Below are 15,732 nucleotides of genomic sequence, written 5' to 3' on the forward strand. Positions count from 1 at the left end.
TGTACCAGGTAGGTCTGAAAAGAAGAATCAATGGAATCAATGGAGAATAGGTTCCATGTTAGAAAAGGGGATGAAATAATGCCAAAATCAAATCAAGCTTTAAAAAGTCCAGATCCGATTGTTATGACACCAGATGATATAAATGAAGCTCTTTGTACTTATCTATCTGCAAATGGATTTTCTATTAGACGTGGCCATGATCATTCCGAAATGGATATTCGAGCGGTTAGAGGTAAAGTTGAACTTTTCATTGAGTCACGGGGTAATCAAGCATTTAAAAATAAGGGTACTGATCTTGTTTTTGATAGTTCACAAATAGATAACCATCTTTCAGAACATATTTCACAGATTATGAGATTTCAACAATCAATTTCCTCTCCATATGAAAAGATATTCATTATGGCCAATCCATATATACCAAGAATCGTAGAAAGGGTTCACAAGCTTAATAAAGGACTAGATAAACTAGGAATTATTAGAGGTTGGATATTTAAAGAAGGTAGTATTACATTTGAGGCGGATCAAAACTTACTAACTAAAATTGAAGGTATTTTCGATAAGTAATTTTCTACATAAAAAGGAAAGAATTCATATACGATTCTTTCCTTTTTTACTTCTGATAGTAATTAATTTTATATATCTTATATATCTTATATAACATATTTAATGATTTCACCTCTGGTTGTTAGTTTTTAATTTATGCTTACCATTCTATTACTTTATTATCGGGTGATTAAAGTAAACCAACTAAACATTTTATCTCCTAAAATGTAATAAGCTAGATGAATTGCCCCATAGATACATGCAATAAAAAAGATTGTACTTAAGCAACCTGCACCGTCACCATCATCACTACTTAAAAGTAAAGTAACAAAATAGAGACCTATTAATAATGCTATCATGATTTCTCTTCCTCCTTTCTACATTTTAACATCCTCCAATTCTTTGGTTTCTTAGAAGTAAAAGTAGCTATTTCTCCATTAATCAACATTACATATTGACCAAAACCTTCTTCATCCACGTACCATGCTAGTCTTGATGCTGCTGCTAATGGCGAATTATGATTATGTAATGGGTAAGGAGATTTGTAGACATTCTCACTCCATCCCTGCTCCGGTATATTCGTATGATTTGAAACCACTACAAATTTCTTTTTTGATTTATTTAAAATCCAACATCCATAACTTTTACATGGTGAGATAAACCAAACTGCATCATTTCTCTGTAAAGGCCGATCTGACTGGAGTGGGTACAAGGAGTTTTTTTCGTTTTTGTATTTATCACCTACGATTTGATTATCACTCTCTGGTTTCCACTCATAAATAGGTTCTTGTTGAGTTGCTAAATTTCTCATGTACTCTCTACAGAGGAATAGATTACAGCAACTTAGAGTGTTAGGATCATCAATATTTACACGTCTTTTAATCGAACACCCTTCTGTTATCAAATCATATAATTCGCAGCTATTCCGGCATGTTTTCTTCATTTTGATTTCTGAATTCCAAACTAACCTAACCATTACTGGAATTACCCCTTGACTTCATATACCGTAGATTTGCTGTCTCTAAAAGTAAGTCAATTTCTTTTTTAATAAGTGTAGCCTCCTTTTTAGAATGTGCCGTTAATAATTCCAATTCTAATTCAGCAAGTTTTACTTTTTCATCGAAAGTTAGAACCTCATATACCCTCAGTTTTTTATTAACCATAATACCTTCTAATAGATGTTCATACTTACTTAGAAGTGATTTAATCATCTTCAAATCTTCTTGTAACTCTAAAAGTAACTCTTGATTAAATTCCTTTTTCTCCATATTTTCATCTCCTTTTTTACTAGATAACTAAATTATACATGCCTTTTTATCTATTGTAAATATTTACCATTACAACAACCGACAAAAAACGAGTTTCTTCTTAATTAACTCGTTAGGAAACTAAATGATTATTTTATAAAGAACAATGTTCAATATCTAAATGTTCTCTTAAGTTATTTGACTCCTGACCGAGGATAGAACACATTCAGGAATTCCTACGATATTTGTTTAGCTTTTATATAAGCCGCTCTGTATCCTTACGTTTCTTTAAATTAAGAAAAAGAGAAATAAAAGGTTTTTAAGAAACAGGTGGCGAAATAGGAAAAAGATTAGAGAATATATTGGATTGTGAGAATGAGGTTGAACATGGAAGAGCATAAGTTTTTAGAGAATGAGAATATTTTGATAAGTAGTACAAGGTTAGTACTGAAGAATAAAACAATAGTGATGGGTGCTGTTTGTTCAGTAGAGTTAGATAAAGAAGATGTTTCAACTCCGTGGTTCTTTATCGTGATTACGATAGTTGGATTATTAATGGCTCTAGTATCACCATTTCCGAATATAAATGCTATAGGGTGGCTCTTTACAGTATTGGGTGGAATAATGGTTCTTTTAAAATGGACAAAAAAACGAAAAGAAGCAGTCATAATCGAATTGAGTTCAGGAGAAAAGGAGTTTATAGATGATAGTGAGGTTCAAGATCTAACTAGTGTATTTAAAGCAATAAATGATGTGATTTTGTTTAGAGGTTGAGGGGAAAAGCAGATCTTATGTTGCTGATTGTAAGTACCACTAACTACAAGTTAATATAACTAATTACAAATTACACCTTACCTTTTCTAGGTTAATATAATTAAAGAGAATAATAAATTTAACAAATAACGGAGGCTATTAAATGAAGTACTTTGTTCTACATACGATTGATGACAAATAACTGAAGAATATTTCATACAAGTTAAATCTTATGAACATATGGAAGATAGAATTAAAAAATATTCTGATGGTATGCTCTCTACTAACAAATGGACATTGATCACAAGTAACTTAAGCTATGGTTACCTAAGGGAGATTAAATTGACGGAGTACCCCAAATTAAAGAAACGAGATTTTGCTATAATCGATGAAAACCTCAGCTATTCTTTATTTGAAATAAATTCAAACCTCTATTAAAAAACGAGTTGTCTAAAAAAGACACCATTGAAACTTCTTTTGATATATAATAAAGCCACCTGCAAGAATTGCGGTGGCTGCTATGTGGCTATCGTAAGGTTAAAAGACTCTGGATCATAGATTCCGAGTCTTTTATTGTTTTGATGATGAGAAGATAAAACTTTTACACTTTAATACGTCTGCAGGTATTGTTCTTTCGCTTTAGCATAGATTATGTCAATCTCGAGTAATTCAATAAGTACCTCTTTTGTTAAGATGTCCTTCATCTTAACCCTTTACAGTCCCCTAATCTATTTCCCCTTAGCTATATGCCTTTCTCTAGCAACTGCAAATATACGATCAATCTCCTGTTTCAACTCGAAAATCTTTTGTCTCTCCTCTTTTGTAAGCAGATCAGTATAATCGCTTTCAGATTTTACCGAATGCAAAAGCTCATAATTTTTTTTAAGTATTTTTTCTACATTTTCTTGTAGTTTTCTATATTTAGCTTTTGTTACATTATGTCGTTCCTCGTTGATCTCTCGTTGAGACTTAAAATGAATAACACCTGATTTTGGTCGTTTTTTATGCACTTTCATTCTCTCCTTTCCTGGCTATCAGAATTTTTCAGAGGCGACATTTCAACAATTTAATTATCATTTTTTGAACATCATCCAACCATTCCTTGATTTGCTTCTCCAATTACTTTTATATAAATCTTCCGTTCTTCAACTTTTTAGGATTAAACAAAAGACCTAACTCTAGTATGGTAGAAGAGCCAGGCCGCCTAGCGCTATGAGAGAATGCCGGAGAAGGTTATTTAAGTATAAAAATTATAACATTTATTCCATTTTTGTATAGAACTTTAAATTTGCTGTAACTGAAACTTCCAACTGTTTTCATCTTGGAGCTAAAAATTTTATCTAATCTCGTTGGGGAGACCAGGAATTGACGGTTTTCTAAAAATATTCCCATTTAATCGCAAAAGAACTTAAACTTATTTATTTATTTTACAATCTCCTCATTAAAATTAATTATGAAATGAATATCATCTAGATCTAAGTTGAACCATTCTCCTTTTACTTTTTTCTTACAATATAAATTATGAAAATAACTCTCTAAATTAGAGTAATTTGGTGTTAGAATACTGTGGATTAACTCAGATTTATAAGGAAGCATAGATATTAAAGAGGTTATTCTATTTTGTAAATTTTTTGTTTTACCAATTTTCACAATTCCTGAATTAACCTCTTTTAAAAAATACACATAGCCAACTTCACTTAAATCTTTTTTAACTTGTTTATCAAGTCTGAATAGGCAGTACTCACAAACCTTTATATTTTCTTTATTAAATATATAATTCGTTAATTCGCCGTTTTTTACTATCCTACTACAATTTGAACAAACTTCTTCTTTTGTAAGGTCTACAATTGACCATTGATGTTTTTCTCTAGAGTCTATCATATGAATACCAAAAAATCTTAGGTTTTCCTTGACAAAAGCCCTAATCTCTTCCCATTTCTTATATCTATTAAATGTATATTCTTTAAATGATTGAAAACTGTTCGGATCAAGTATTTTTTTTATATTTTTATTGTAGAGGTTATCATATGGTGTTGTGCAGTCATCATCAATAACATATATTATGATACCTTCTTTTTTTTCTCGATAATACTTTCTTAACCAAAATTCTTCTTCCCTTAATTCCATAGAATAATAAGTATCTTCACTTATTCCATTTTCTTCAAGATATTTTAGCGGTATTCTAAATTGCAATGATGTTTTTAATCGATATGAATCAATCGCTATCCATTTAGGCATAGAATTCCCCCGTTTTTTATATAATTTAATCACCAATAAATGATTCAATAGTAGTTTTACTTCTTAGATTAACCATAAGTTGTTGATTACTAATATTAGTTCTGAATCTCCCTTAAAACACAAAATTAATGTGAGGGTATATCATCACTTTATTCTTCTTAAACTTTTATAGTTATAGACTATTTTCCATAGATTATATGGAACTTTGAAGATAGGTTTTAATCGATGTTGCGCTATATTGTATTGTTTATAGATGTGGATATTTATTCCGGTTATATTGGTGATTTTCTCTGACCTCATCGAATGACAATAACTCTATTGAATCTTTTATTAGGATCATATTTACGAGAGAACTGTTTTGTTTAAAATTGCTCGTTATTAAAATACTCCAAACTTCAAAATAACAAATTTGGCCATTGCTTTTGATCGTAAACTTTTTTTACCGTGTTTTTGGTATCTCTCATGAAGATATATGGTCTTTCTACAAAATCATGTGTTGTTTTCACTGTTATATAACGAACCTTTTTTAATGCTCCTGTAATCTTGATATCCATTCGCATAGTCTCTTCATCCTCATAAACAACGTAAAGAAATTCAGCTGTACATCCTGGCTCTAAACATCTTACATCAGAGAGTTGAACTATCTTATCATAGTCAATGATATTACCTATCTCCTTATACTGGAATATAGTGAAGAAGATTGTATTTTGATTTTTTTCATGGATATTAATTAGCTGCGGGGAAAAGTTATAATTTTTATTATAACTAGTCAAGATATCCATTCCTTCAATAATCTCTATTGAATTATGACAATTACCTCGTTTAAGTAAATCCAAGATTTTACAAAGATCTCTTCTTATTGTATAATCCTTATCTTCTTCTAAAAAACTCAATGCACCTTTTGAAGCAAGAAACATGGGTAAAACATAAATATGTATATTTTTATTTAGTACTTCTGGTAAAGTGGATATTACTTTTGTTATGTTTCTTATACGATTTGTACGATCTTCTATTCCTTTTCTATTTGGGATTGAGTTATCTAAAAGAGCGATTAATATCCCTTCTTTTCGTTCTTCCTCTGTATAATGGTCTGCTTCAGCTAAGTACCGGAGCACTTTTCCCTTTAATTCATTCAACGCTTCGGATCCACTGTCAAATTCAATATATAGGGTAGCTTCACCCAATTTTATAACACCATCAGGGATAACAGCTGGAAAGACTCTAGCTATTCTTGAGGGGATAATCTGGGGCTCCTCAAGAATAGGGTTAGGATCTTTAAATTCTATTAGACTATTAAGAATCACTTCTTTTGTCCCAAAATGATGATCAAGATTAGTTTTAGGGATGTTGCTTAGTTTTTCATTCTCATAATACTTAGGAACAACTTTAATATTTTTTATTAGATCATATCCATATTGCCTTAGCCGAAAATATTTTAAAGTCGTACCGTTCTGTCCAACTTTATATTTATAACTTTTAATTAAACCGTACTCCTCAAACTTAGCTAACTTTTTCCAAAATCCCGGATAAGAAATTCGTTTACCATGGATAGTTGTATAATACCGATATAATTGTTTTTCAGTTAATAATTTTTCGGTTAATAAGTTATTAAACAGTTTTAAATCATAGTATCTTAGTGTTAGCTTTTTCCGGTTGTGATCTCTTTTAATTACAATAGATCCGCTTGTTAAAATCATGAATTTCCTCCTCAATATCGGGGTATAGTCTGTTATGGAAAAATATCTGAAAGTATTAATTTTTAAAGGTTTAAGTAGTTAATCTGAGATTAACTACCCAAGATTAACTAGTTTAGTTATAAGCTATTCATTCATTAGAGCGTCTCCTTCCGTAAAAAAGAAAAAAGACCCGAACTAACGCCTTAATATAAAGGCGTAGCTCGGGTCTTTCCCGTTAATTATTAATTTTTTCCATTTCAATATAACTTTATTGTCAATTAGAGTCAAGTAAATAATTTAGCCAGATAGACCTTTTTGAGATTATTATAAAAATCACTAACAAAGTAAATAAATGTTATTTTAAAGTCCACAAAAGAGAGCAATTAGGAGAAACCGTGCCATTTGTCGGCATCGCACTCAATAGCTAACCTGCTTATTCCTTTGACTACAAGGTCGATCTTTTTCTTCCACTCTTAACTTATTACGATAACAATACAAATATATCCCTGCAAATTCTTGAAAATTACATATTAATTAGCAATTTAAAAAGCATGCAAAATTTTAACATTTCATTTTCTATTGAATAGTAAACTTGGGATGGTTCTGGTAGATTAAAAAGCCATCGGTACCTTCTAAAGGCAAGCATTTTAGGATTATAGAAAAGTCCTCTTCCCCTATTTTTCCTCAAGTATTAAATCAGGATGTACTTTCTCATAGAATTCAAATCGGTCCCAGTTTTCAAGAGCAAAGATTTTGAGTAACTCTTTTTCGATTTCTTTAATTGTTTTTTCCATTCCAGCTTTTAAGCTTTCGTAGTCGAGGACTTCTTTTTTTGTTAGTTCATTAATTTGGTTTTCTTTCTTTTTCCTAGCACTGGCTGTTGCCCAGATACTTCCAAAAATAGAACCAATAGTTGGCATCAATTTTACAACAAGTGAAGGCTTAGCCCTCGCCAACACTCCAACTACTGCTGAAAGGAATATAGGGGAGGAAATAAAAGCTGTGGAACTAAGTATAAATGATGCTTTATTTTTAAAATTTTCTTTATTCATCCTTTTTATTGATAATCTAGCTTTATAAACTTCGTAATCGCAAGCAATAAAGAGACTTGTTGCCTCACTTTTAGTCAGCTTTGTAGGCTCCGTTTCAATTGCAACTACCTTAGACCGGCTAATGCCCATTCTCACAGCAGCATCTTCCTGTCTCCACCCAAATAATTTCCTTATTTGTTCAAAATGTGATCCTAAATACTCTAAATACTCTTCCTTTTTCATATCTATCACCTTTTATTAATCAATTTATAAAAACAAAAAATAAATTTATTATTTGACACATTTATGTAAATTTGTTTAAATTAAAACATAAAGTTTATTTCATTGTTTATTCACAACTTATTATAACATATAAAGCTATTTGAAAACAAAATACTAAAAATTGTGGAGGAATTATTTATGTCAAAATTTGAAACTTACGATCTGGAAGCAATCAAAGGTATTGCCAAACATTATGAAGACCCATATTGGTTCGACCGTTTGATTAAAATTACAGGGAAACCCGTTGATTTTGTAATTGAAGGAGCAAAAAAAATATCAGAAAAAAAGACAGATGAAGTGTTAAAAGCTGTTAATGATGGAATCCAATTAGGTCTTTATAAGGCAATTAAGGGGGTTAACAAATTTCATAATGAAAAGAAAATCCTTATGAATTACAACAAAGTAAAGGATATCTCAATTTCTTCCGTAAGCGAAATTAAAAACCTGCCCCTTAAAGATATCGATCAAGTAGCCAACCAGTTTAAAACCATTAATAAAGTACTTGCAACCGGAGCAGGTGTAGTGCTTGGCGGTCTAGCTTCTGCAAGTTTTGTCGCACCATTAGCTATCCCATTGGTTGTTACTGCCGATCTAGGTTCTACCCTTACGTTATTAATTAAACATATTAGCCTGATTTCTACTTCCTTTGGATATTCATCTAAGGATAATTCTAATATTCATTTTATCCTTGAAGCGATGACCCCTATTCAATGTAACGAAAATGGAGGCTATCTCTCAAATAAAGTAAACCACCAAAAAAATCTGCGGTTTGGAGCAGATTTCATCAAGAAAAATCACGACAACCTCTTTGATTTGATTGGCAAAAATGAAGCACCAAAAATCATCCAATTGTTACACACTCTCGCGCAGAGACTCGGGATTTCCCTTACGGAAAAGGAATTCGCCATGCTCATACCTGTAATTGGTGCTATCGGAAATGGAATGGTCAATAACTTTTTTCTTGAATCTGCCCATCAAACAGCTCACAATTATTTTAGAAAAAAGACTCTTGAAGAACGTTATGGAAAAAATCAAGTAGCAGAAGAAATAGGAAACCAAAGAGAACTAATCCGCAAAGAAAAAGAATTATCAAAATCTAACGGATTGGCTTTTAATTAATTTTAAAAAACAAAGGTGGCCAGTAAAAAACTGTACACCTTTGTTCATTAATTCTAAGTTACCGTCCAATCAAGGAATCACATTGGGATATTTCAATAGTAATTATGACTTTTTGATCAAAAATTTTCGCATACCGTCACATCTTAAAAACTTACTGTTTCCAGTCAACAAGAACATTTTTCACACCGAATTTTGGTTATACATTTGGTCACATTTTGGTCACACAATATAGAAAACTACCGGAAATAACAGTCCATTTTTGGACTTACATACTCCTTAGAAACCTTGCTATTCCAAAATCCTGCTCTATTGCTTAATACCAATTATTTCAAAATCAAGAATTTAACTCAATCCTTTTATTCTAATAAAAAAGACACTTACCTAATTACAGATAAGCACCCGATCGTAATATAAGGTTAGCCAGATTTCTGGTTGACCTTTTTGTTGAACTCCAATTGCCTTATTTTAAGAATATCTTATCGCCAAGATTTATCTCACCGAAACGTTCAACCTTCGCCCATACACCAAAGGTAGATTCATGCTTATTAACCAAATATCGAAGTAATCTTGTATCCCGTTTTAGTTCCTCTTGAGGATTATTTACCATTATACATCTCTGAAGAGGAGCAACAACTTTTAGGATAACTGACGAACCTACTAGGATCAGTTGATCCACCCAATCATCTTCTATCCATCCCGTCGATTCAGTATCAATTAATAAGTTTGCTCTAAAGCGTCGTGGGTCAACAAGTTCCCCTAATTCCTGACTCACCTTCTATAACGCAGAAGTAGTAATAATACTTACTGGACCTTCATCAAAATGTGATATTGACTCTTCTTTTGCCAAAGTTACGTTAGATCCGAGCAACTCAGACAACTTCTTATTAATGGTATTATCGTCACCTCGATAATCTGTTCCGTCAGGCATAGTTATAATGGGAGTAGTATCCTTATATCTTGCTCTATATTTAAATAAACCTTCCATCTGTTGAAAACGACGTGTTGTCTTACCGCTGCCAAACTTTCCATTCATATTTTCTATTGCCCACAGGCGATCTCCAATGAGTCCTCGTCTATCAATTGAAATGGATTTTAATGTCTCTCCTAAAATTGATTTTACAGGGAATCGGCGGATTTCTTTCCCTTTACCAATACTATCATTTTTACCATCCAATGTTTCCACCCCCGTTTTATACCTTATCGCTCTTCACTTCAATAAAAATGAGCACATTTCCTTCTTAAAGAAATGCACCCGATAGTTGAATAATAGTCTAACATCGCTGTACTACGCAGTATATAAATAATTTTTTTCTCTTGCATATTCGCCCATTGTTAAAAAATGCATCAATAAGTCCTTTTGTTCATAGGGATTTAATGTCATTTTTCATCTCTTTTATATTTTTTTATTTTTTCAATGCTTAATATTGATTTTTCTTGTAAAGGGAAAATCACTTCTTGTTCCGCTCTGATAGCCGGTGAGTTTAATTCGAAATTCTTAATTTCAAGTTTTACAACTTCTATAAATCCTTTAACACTAATCCCAGGATTATCTTTTGTTGCTTCTGCTGTAATTATTGTATGAGCACTTATTGGATTGAACCAATATAGATCTTCTAACTTTTCAGCTGATGTCCATGAAACATAATGATTATTATAATTCACTTCATCATGGCCTAAATGAACTCTTCTTATTTTCCCTGTATATAGTAGATATTTTGCAACCTCATTTTCATATTTATTTTCACTTTTCTCCCAATTACGAATATCATGTAATAACTTTTTCCAACATTCATCTGTATGGTCTAAGTTACTTCTACCAATTCCTTCTTTTGGATGATTTACCCACATTTTAAATAATTCGAAAATATCCATTTTTAACTCCCTATTTTAATACATATCATTATAATATCTTAAATGAATTAAAAACTAAAAGACCACCTATATGATAGTAATTGTTCTCGCAATATTTAAAGAGATATGAAATTTCGGTTCATCTTTTTTTGCAAATGTCTAAACTCTTTTCAAAACGGTGCGACTTTATTTCAAAGCCACAATAAATAAATTCCTTATTCATTTCACATTTTTGATTTCTACCAAATTTGAAGTTGTTTATTGAGCAGTAACAGTCTTCTACACAAAACCAGAAGTAATAATCTTGCCTTACTTAACCCTTCAGATTACATAGTAAGCCCATAGTTGAGCTCATCCTTTTATTTTCAATTATTTTTCCAACACTAACAGCGAAACACATTCCACATGTCTGGTGTATATCCTGCATCTGGCCCTTTCATGTAAAGAGGCGCATTTCTTAATACAGAAATGCACCCGATCGTAATATAAGGTTAGCCAGATTTCTGGTTGACCTTTTTTTATTTGGTCTTATGATAGCGGTAGTCGGGGTAGAACGTAGCACCCGTGGGATTAAATCCCGTCCGCAAAACTGTTCACCCCCTACTTGTATAAACATGTTTCAGGCTGGTTGGGACAATAAGGATCCCGTTTAACAAGCGAACCTATGACATTACAAGGAGCTCAGGGGTTACCGACTAATTCTATTTCAAGGAAGGAGAATCATAGATGAATCCAGTTGTAGGTCTGGATGTTTCAAAGGGTGAAAGTCAGGTTCAAGCCTTTTTAGATAAAGGAAAACCCTATCGGAAGAACTTTAGCGTTAAGCATACTCTTGATGGTTTAGATCACTTATTAGAATTCTTAGTAGAGATTACAAGATTAACGGATGGAAAAAAACCTTCGGTTATTCTAGAATCAACGGGTCATTATCATCATCCAGTCGTTCAATTTCTTGAGGATCACAATTATGTGTACATCGTGGTCAATCCACTTGTTTCTCACCGTTCTCGTAGTGCAAATCTTAGGAAAGTCAAAACGGACGCAGCAGATGCATATCAGCTTTGTGAATTGTTTTATAAGGAAGAACTAGCTCCTCATCGAAGAAGAGGTATACAGCTTTTAAACCTTCGCAACCTTACGAGACAACAAGAAACCATCACAAGCAACGCTTCTCAAACCAAACTACAACTCCAATCGGTATTAGATCAAGTATTTCCTGAATATCGAGGTGTTTTTGGAAACTTATACTCTAAGGTTTCTTTACGAATGTTAGAAGCCTTTCCAACATCCGAAACCGTTTTACAAGCAAGTGAAGCCGAATTGAAAGATACAATTGCTTCGTTATGTAGGAGCCGTTCAGAGAAATGGGCAGTAGATAAAGCTCAGAAGTTAAGAGAAGCCGCATTACGTAATCCATTTCAGAACAACTTATATGAGAGTCTTATTTTTAATCTCAAGATGTTAATCAACATTGTGCTTCAATACGAAGAGCATCTATCCATGTTAGCAGCAGAAATAGATGCTCTCGCCAAAGAAATTGAAGAATATAAGATTATCCAATCTATCCCTGGTATTGGAGAAAAGATTGCAGCAACAATCATTTCTGAGATTGGCGAGATAGAAAGGTTTAATCACCCTAAGAAGTTGGTCGCGTTCGCAGGAGTAGACCCTAGTGTTTATTCTTCAGGAAGATTTACAGCATCCGTTAACCGCATCACCAAACGTGGATCCAGCAGATTAAGGCTAGCCTTGTATATGGCTGTCACCTGTGGCATCCGAGATGCCCGAAAGCAAAAAACAACGGATGAGATTATCCCTAGAAACAAGAAACTACGAGAATTCTATGATAAGAAACGCAACGAGGGGAAACCCTTTCGGGTAGCCGTCATTGCATGTGTAAATAAGCTCTTACACTGGATCTATGCCCTTTTAAAAAGCAGAACGACTTACCATGATATAGTTTAACCTCTACATCTATCCACTAAATGAAAAACCTTCCAAAGTTGAATGATCGGAAGGTTATTTGTCATGGACAAAATTAGTATAACATGAGTATTTATCAATTTTTATTGAAAAATGTTGACAAGCTATTAGCTGGTTTTGTGGTAGATCGTGCTTTAATTTACGCACTAGTTATGGTATTTCATAAAACTGATGAACAAAAAGGAATTGGAGACTCCGGCATGTACCAAATATGCTTCTTATATTTTTTAATATTTTGATTTGAATAGAATTAACCTAGTTTGCTTAATGACCTCTGAAACAAAAATTATTTGTTAAAAGATTTTTGTCTACGTATATTAAGAAAAAACATAACTCCAACTAACAGCAACCAAAAAACAATTGTCCATCTTAACGGATGATTATCCACATATTCTCCGACTATAGGTAAATTCCCCAATATATCAATAGTGATAAATTTCAATCCGTTATATGCCAACAAAACTGTAAGTAAAGAGGAGACAATAAAAATAAAAGATTCATTTTTTTTAATTTCAAATTCTCTATTCTTGTCAATGTCATCCCTCAGGTCGCTAAACATACTTTCCACTTTAGAAAGTATATGTGAAGTTTTTGTTTTTTCTTCTAACTTACAATATAACTTTTTGGGACTACCATCGGTTAAAAAAATCGATTCTTCATCATACAATAATTTAATGAAATTCAAATCCCTTTTTACACTGTTATATTCAGAAAGTGTATGATAAACCTTAGTGTTCAAATTATTCAATAAATTCCTGAGGTAAAACTTTTTTATAAATGTAAGCTCATAAAACCTTAGAAATTCATACATATGATGCCAGGCAAGCTCTTTAAAAATGTTATTCATTTCACTATCGTACATATTCTCCTTTTTAAGTTGTGTCTCGTTTTCTTTAAGTTGATCTTTAACAGTTTCGTAAAATAGCATATATCCAATTGATAATATTGAGGTTGTTTCGTTACAGTAAAAATGGGAATATTTATTTTCAGAAACTAATGAAGCCTTGAACTCTTCAACAATAGTTTCATTATTAAATAACGAAACATAATGTTTCCCACTGTTTCTTAACAACCCGAAATAATATTGTTTATTATTGTTTACAAACTGTTTATGTTCAGGGTTTTTATTTTTTTCAAAATCACATAAAACCCAAGAAGTCGGTTTATAATCGTCATTTGTTATAAGCTTCGAAGAACATATTTCTTTAAGCCATTTCTCATAATGATTAAGCACCTCATGTATTGGAATATTTTTCCTTTTCACTTTCTTTTGCCAATAATCCTTTGAATAATACGATTTTTTTATAGGAAGAAACTCCACTTCATCAAATATAATGTTTGATTCTGGATCACTTTTTAAATCCGGTACCTTTTTATTTTCTGAAGAAATCATAATATTTAAAGTCACGATCCCTTGTTTATAAAAAGTTGCAATTACTGTGGGTTCTATGAATTCACCGCCAATTTTAGCGATAAACGGAATAAGAGAAAACCTCATTTGCGTTTCAAGCTGCTCTTTTTTCAAGTATTTGTCATCAACGTTTTGTATATATTCTTCCGTATCTAATGCAAGATGTTGAAGATGTCTTTCAACAGGGTTAACAATATGATTGATTGTGTACATTATGTCATCTTGTTTTATAAATTGTTTCTCATAATAATAATCATCACCTATAGGTTGATCATCAGCAAATGCTACATCTTCTTTATCATATTTAGATATGTTAGGATCAATTATGGTATATATTGGTCCATTTATTTCCTTTTTTTTAGTAGGTACTTTCCTTGTATACATCCCTTGTTTTAGGTTTATGTATTTTGAATATCTGTTATTTTCAGTACCTTTTCCTTTTTCAGTATCAATATACGCTACATATGCGTAGGATTCTCGAGTGTCACTGATAATTTTTTCGTAATTTTCACTTGAAAAGTTGATGATAGAATATATATTAAAAATTTTATAAAACATTTTTACACACCTCATCGCAAATTGTAAACAATTAAAATGGAACTAGTATAATATTCAATTATAACACCCGGTGAATAAAATTTATCGTACTTTAAAAATTGTCTTTGTTAGTTTTTTATTAATCACTTAGCCCGAAAACACCCTGGTGTTTTATCCACTAACCTGCCACTTTAGTTTAAGTAAATTTTTCCAAACACGTTCTAATATTAGCTGATCATTCACACACCTTATTCAACAATCTGGCCTTGTTTGTTGAATAAGGAACTCCGTATTTTTAACCTTGGTATATTTTCGTTTTAGTGTCTTTTTATCCCTTTTCGTCAGAATTGGTAAGTCAACTAGCAAACTAATTCGCATACAACTCAGCGTGAAAAAAATTATTGTCATCTTGCTAAAAACGTATGTGAATTGAGGTAGCTAATTCGAACAAGAAAATTTAATAAACGTTGATAAATCAACAAAAATAAGCCACCTAATTCATATGCGATTTAGGCGGCTAGCATTGCTTTTTTTCTGCTCTGTACTCCAAAAGAAAACCCGTTAGTATTTTAGATTAAGTTTTTTATTTTTCATTTTTTTATTATCTTTCCTTGATAACCTTGGCATATGGTCACATCTTTTTTTTAGTTTTCTGGTCACATTTTGGTCACACACTATAGAAAACTATCGGAAATTACAGTTTATTTTAAGTTTACATACTCCTTAAAAACCTTAATATGAAGCCATTTCTGGACAATTTAGGACACATAAGGAAATTATATTATCCACGCTGGCAGCCAAAAGGTCAGCGGTTCGATCCCGCTAGTCTCCACCATACATAACAGTTAAAAACCCTTGAGGATTCAAGGGTTTTGTTTTTTTATAAATGGCAAATTTTTATCAAATAAAATTGTTTAATCGTATAGGTTCACATTTGGTTCACCTTTAGTTAACTAAAGGGGAAAATAGGATGATCATTAATAGAAAATCGCCTTTTCTTTCATACACGGTATATTGCAGTAATTCCGGTTATAAATTGTAAAAAAGCACCTCGATTATCT

The 15,732-nt window shown here is 31.9% G+C and carries 15 protein-coding genes; 4 read left to right on the forward strand and 11 right to left on the reverse strand.

Annotated elements, in window-relative coordinates:
- Positions 1-78 precede the first annotated feature (78 nt).
- Positions 79-564, forward strand: a complete 486-nt coding sequence (locus tag J2X07_RS15620; protein WP_310260722.1) for a hypothetical protein — start codon at positions 79-81, stop codon at positions 562-564.
- Between the two features lie 158 nt (positions 565-722).
- Here the strand turns inward: J2X07_RS15620 and J2X07_RS15625 are convergent, their stop codons facing one another.
- From J2X07_RS15625 to J2X07_RS15635, 3 genes are all read right to left on the reverse strand, one after another.
- Positions 723-902, reverse strand: a complete 180-nt coding sequence (locus J2X07_RS15625; protein WP_310260723.1) for a hypothetical protein — start codon at positions 900-902, stop codon at positions 723-725.
- Positions 899-1,354, reverse strand: coding sequence for a hypothetical protein (locus J2X07_RS15630; RefSeq protein WP_310260725.1), 456 nt, complete (start codon positions 1,352-1,354; stop codon positions 899-901). Before J2X07_RS15630 ends, J2X07_RS15625 begins: the two co-directional genes overlap by 4 nt.
- A 157-nt stretch (positions 1,355-1,511) precedes the next feature.
- Complete coding sequence (locus tag J2X07_RS15635; protein ID WP_310260729.1) at positions 1,512-1,811, reverse strand: hypothetical protein; 300 nt, start codon at positions 1,809-1,811, stop codon at positions 1,512-1,514.
- A 366-nt stretch (positions 1,812-2,177) separates the two neighbouring features.
- On the opposite strand from J2X07_RS15635, the gene J2X07_RS15640 reads away from it, so the two are divergent.
- A complete protein-coding gene (locus tag J2X07_RS15640) occupies positions 2,178-2,564 on the forward strand; it encodes a DUF6232 family protein (RefSeq protein ID WP_310260731.1) in 387 nt (128 codons plus the stop codon).
- Positions 2,565-3,271: 707 nt separating this feature from the next.
- On the opposite strand, the gene J2X07_RS15645 is transcribed toward J2X07_RS15640, so the two are convergent.
- The 4 genes from J2X07_RS15645 to J2X07_RS15660 form a co-directional block, all read right to left on the reverse strand.
- The gene (locus J2X07_RS15645) at positions 3,272-3,553 is read right to left on the reverse strand and encodes a hypothetical protein (protein ID WP_310260734.1); all 282 of its coding nucleotides are present in this window, start codon (positions 3,551-3,553) and stop codon (positions 3,272-3,274) included.
- A 412-nt stretch (positions 3,554-3,965) separates the two neighbouring features.
- Positions 3,966-4,781, reverse strand: coding sequence for a GIY-YIG nuclease family protein (locus tag J2X07_RS15650; RefSeq protein WP_310260737.1), 816 nt, complete (start codon positions 4,779-4,781; stop codon positions 3,966-3,968).
- A gap of 395 nt (positions 4,782-5,176) precedes the next feature.
- Entirely contained in the window at positions 5,177-6,478 is a 1,302-nt protein-coding gene (locus J2X07_RS15655) for a replication-relaxation family protein (RefSeq protein WP_310260740.1), read from the reverse strand.
- 653 nt (positions 6,479-7,131) lie between these two features.
- On the reverse strand, positions 7,132-7,731 hold the full coding sequence (locus J2X07_RS15660) for a helix-turn-helix domain-containing protein (RefSeq protein ID WP_310260742.1): 600 nt from the start codon (positions 7,729-7,731) through the stop codon (positions 7,132-7,134).
- 177 nt (positions 7,732-7,908) lie between these two features.
- Here J2X07_RS15660 and J2X07_RS15665 point away from each other — a divergent pair, with 177 nt between their 5' ends.
- Positions 7,909-8,889, forward strand: a complete 981-nt coding sequence (locus tag J2X07_RS15665; protein ID WP_310260745.1) for an EcsC family protein — start codon at positions 7,909-7,911, stop codon at positions 8,887-8,889.
- 460 nt (positions 8,890-9,349) lie between these two features.
- On the opposite strand, the gene J2X07_RS15670 is transcribed toward J2X07_RS15665, so the two are convergent.
- The 3 genes from J2X07_RS15670 to J2X07_RS15680 form a co-directional block, all read right to left on the reverse strand.
- Positions 9,350-9,661, reverse strand: coding sequence for an MOSC domain-containing protein (locus J2X07_RS15670; protein ID WP_310260747.1), 312 nt, complete (start codon positions 9,659-9,661; stop codon positions 9,350-9,352).
- Between the two features lie 3 nt (positions 9,662-9,664).
- The gene (locus tag J2X07_RS15675; RefSeq protein WP_310260750.1) at positions 9,665-10,063 is read right to left on the reverse strand and encodes an MOSC N-terminal beta barrel domain-containing protein; all 399 of its coding nucleotides are present in this window, start codon (positions 10,061-10,063) and stop codon (positions 9,665-9,667) included.
- Between the two features lie 203 nt (positions 10,064-10,266).
- Positions 10,267-10,761, reverse strand: a complete 495-nt coding sequence (locus J2X07_RS15680) for a hypothetical protein (RefSeq protein WP_310260754.1) — start codon at positions 10,759-10,761, stop codon at positions 10,267-10,269.
- A gap of 705 nt (positions 10,762-11,466) precedes the next feature.
- Here J2X07_RS15680 and J2X07_RS15685 point away from each other — a divergent pair.
- Positions 11,467-12,705 carry an IS110 family transposase gene (locus tag J2X07_RS15685; RefSeq protein ID WP_310260757.1) on the forward strand — a complete coding sequence of 413 codons (1,239 nt, stop codon included), beginning with the start codon at positions 11,467-11,469 and terminating at the stop codon, positions 12,703-12,705.
- 304 nt (positions 12,706-13,009) lie between these two features.
- Here the strand turns inward: J2X07_RS15685 and J2X07_RS15690 are convergent, their stop codons facing one another.
- Positions 13,010-14,692, reverse strand: a complete 1,683-nt coding sequence (locus J2X07_RS15690) for a hypothetical protein (protein WP_310260760.1) — start codon at positions 14,690-14,692, stop codon at positions 13,010-13,012.
- Positions 14,693-15,732 lie beyond the last annotated feature (1,040 nt).

Source organism: Fictibacillus barbaricus, assembly GCF_031457135.1.
Taxonomy (GTDB): Bacteria; Bacillota; Bacilli; order Bacillales; family Fictibacillaceae; genus Fictibacillus; species Fictibacillus barbaricus_A.

Excerpts from the sequence above, each read along its gene's own strand:
- J2X07_RS15620 (WP_310260722.1), top strand. The coding sequence starts at position 79 with ATGCCAAAATCAAATCAAGCTTTAAAAAGTCCAGATCCGATTGTTATG.
- J2X07_RS15625 (WP_310260723.1), bottom strand. The coding sequence starts at position 902 with ATGATAGCATTATTAATAGGTCTCTATTTTGTTACTTTACTTTTAAGT.
- J2X07_RS15630 (WP_310260725.1), bottom strand. The coding sequence starts at position 1,354 with ATGAGAAATTTAGCAACTCAACAAGAACCTATTTATGAGTGGAAACCA.
- J2X07_RS15635 (WP_310260729.1), bottom strand. The coding sequence starts at position 1,811 with ATGGAGAAAAAGGAATTTAATCAAGAGTTACTTTTAGAGTTACAAGAA.
- J2X07_RS15640 (WP_310260731.1), top strand. The coding sequence starts at position 2,178 with ATGGAAGAGCATAAGTTTTTAGAGAATGAGAATATTTTGATAAGTAGT.
- J2X07_RS15650 (WP_310260737.1), bottom strand. The coding sequence starts at position 4,781 with ATGCCTAAATGGATAGCGATTGATTCATATCGATTAAAAACATCATTG.
- J2X07_RS15655 (WP_310260740.1), bottom strand. The coding sequence starts at position 6,478 with ATGATTTTAACAAGCGGATCTATTGTAATTAAAAGAGATCACAACCGG.
- J2X07_RS15660 (WP_310260742.1), bottom strand. The coding sequence starts at position 7,731 with ATGAAAAAGGAAGAGTATTTAGAGTATTTAGGATCACATTTTGAACAA.
- J2X07_RS15665 (WP_310260745.1), top strand. The coding sequence starts at position 7,909 with ATGTCAAAATTTGAAACTTACGATCTGGAAGCAATCAAAGGTATTGCC.
- J2X07_RS15680 (WP_310260754.1), bottom strand. The coding sequence starts at position 10,761 with ATGGATATTTTCGAATTATTTAAAATGTGGGTAAATCATCCAAAAGAA.
- J2X07_RS15685 (WP_310260757.1), top strand. The coding sequence starts at position 11,467 with ATGAATCCAGTTGTAGGTCTGGATGTTTCAAAGGGTGAAAGTCAGGTT.
- J2X07_RS15690 (WP_310260760.1), bottom strand. The coding sequence starts at position 14,692 with ATGTTTTATAAAATTTTTAATATATATTCTATCATCAACTTTTCAAGT.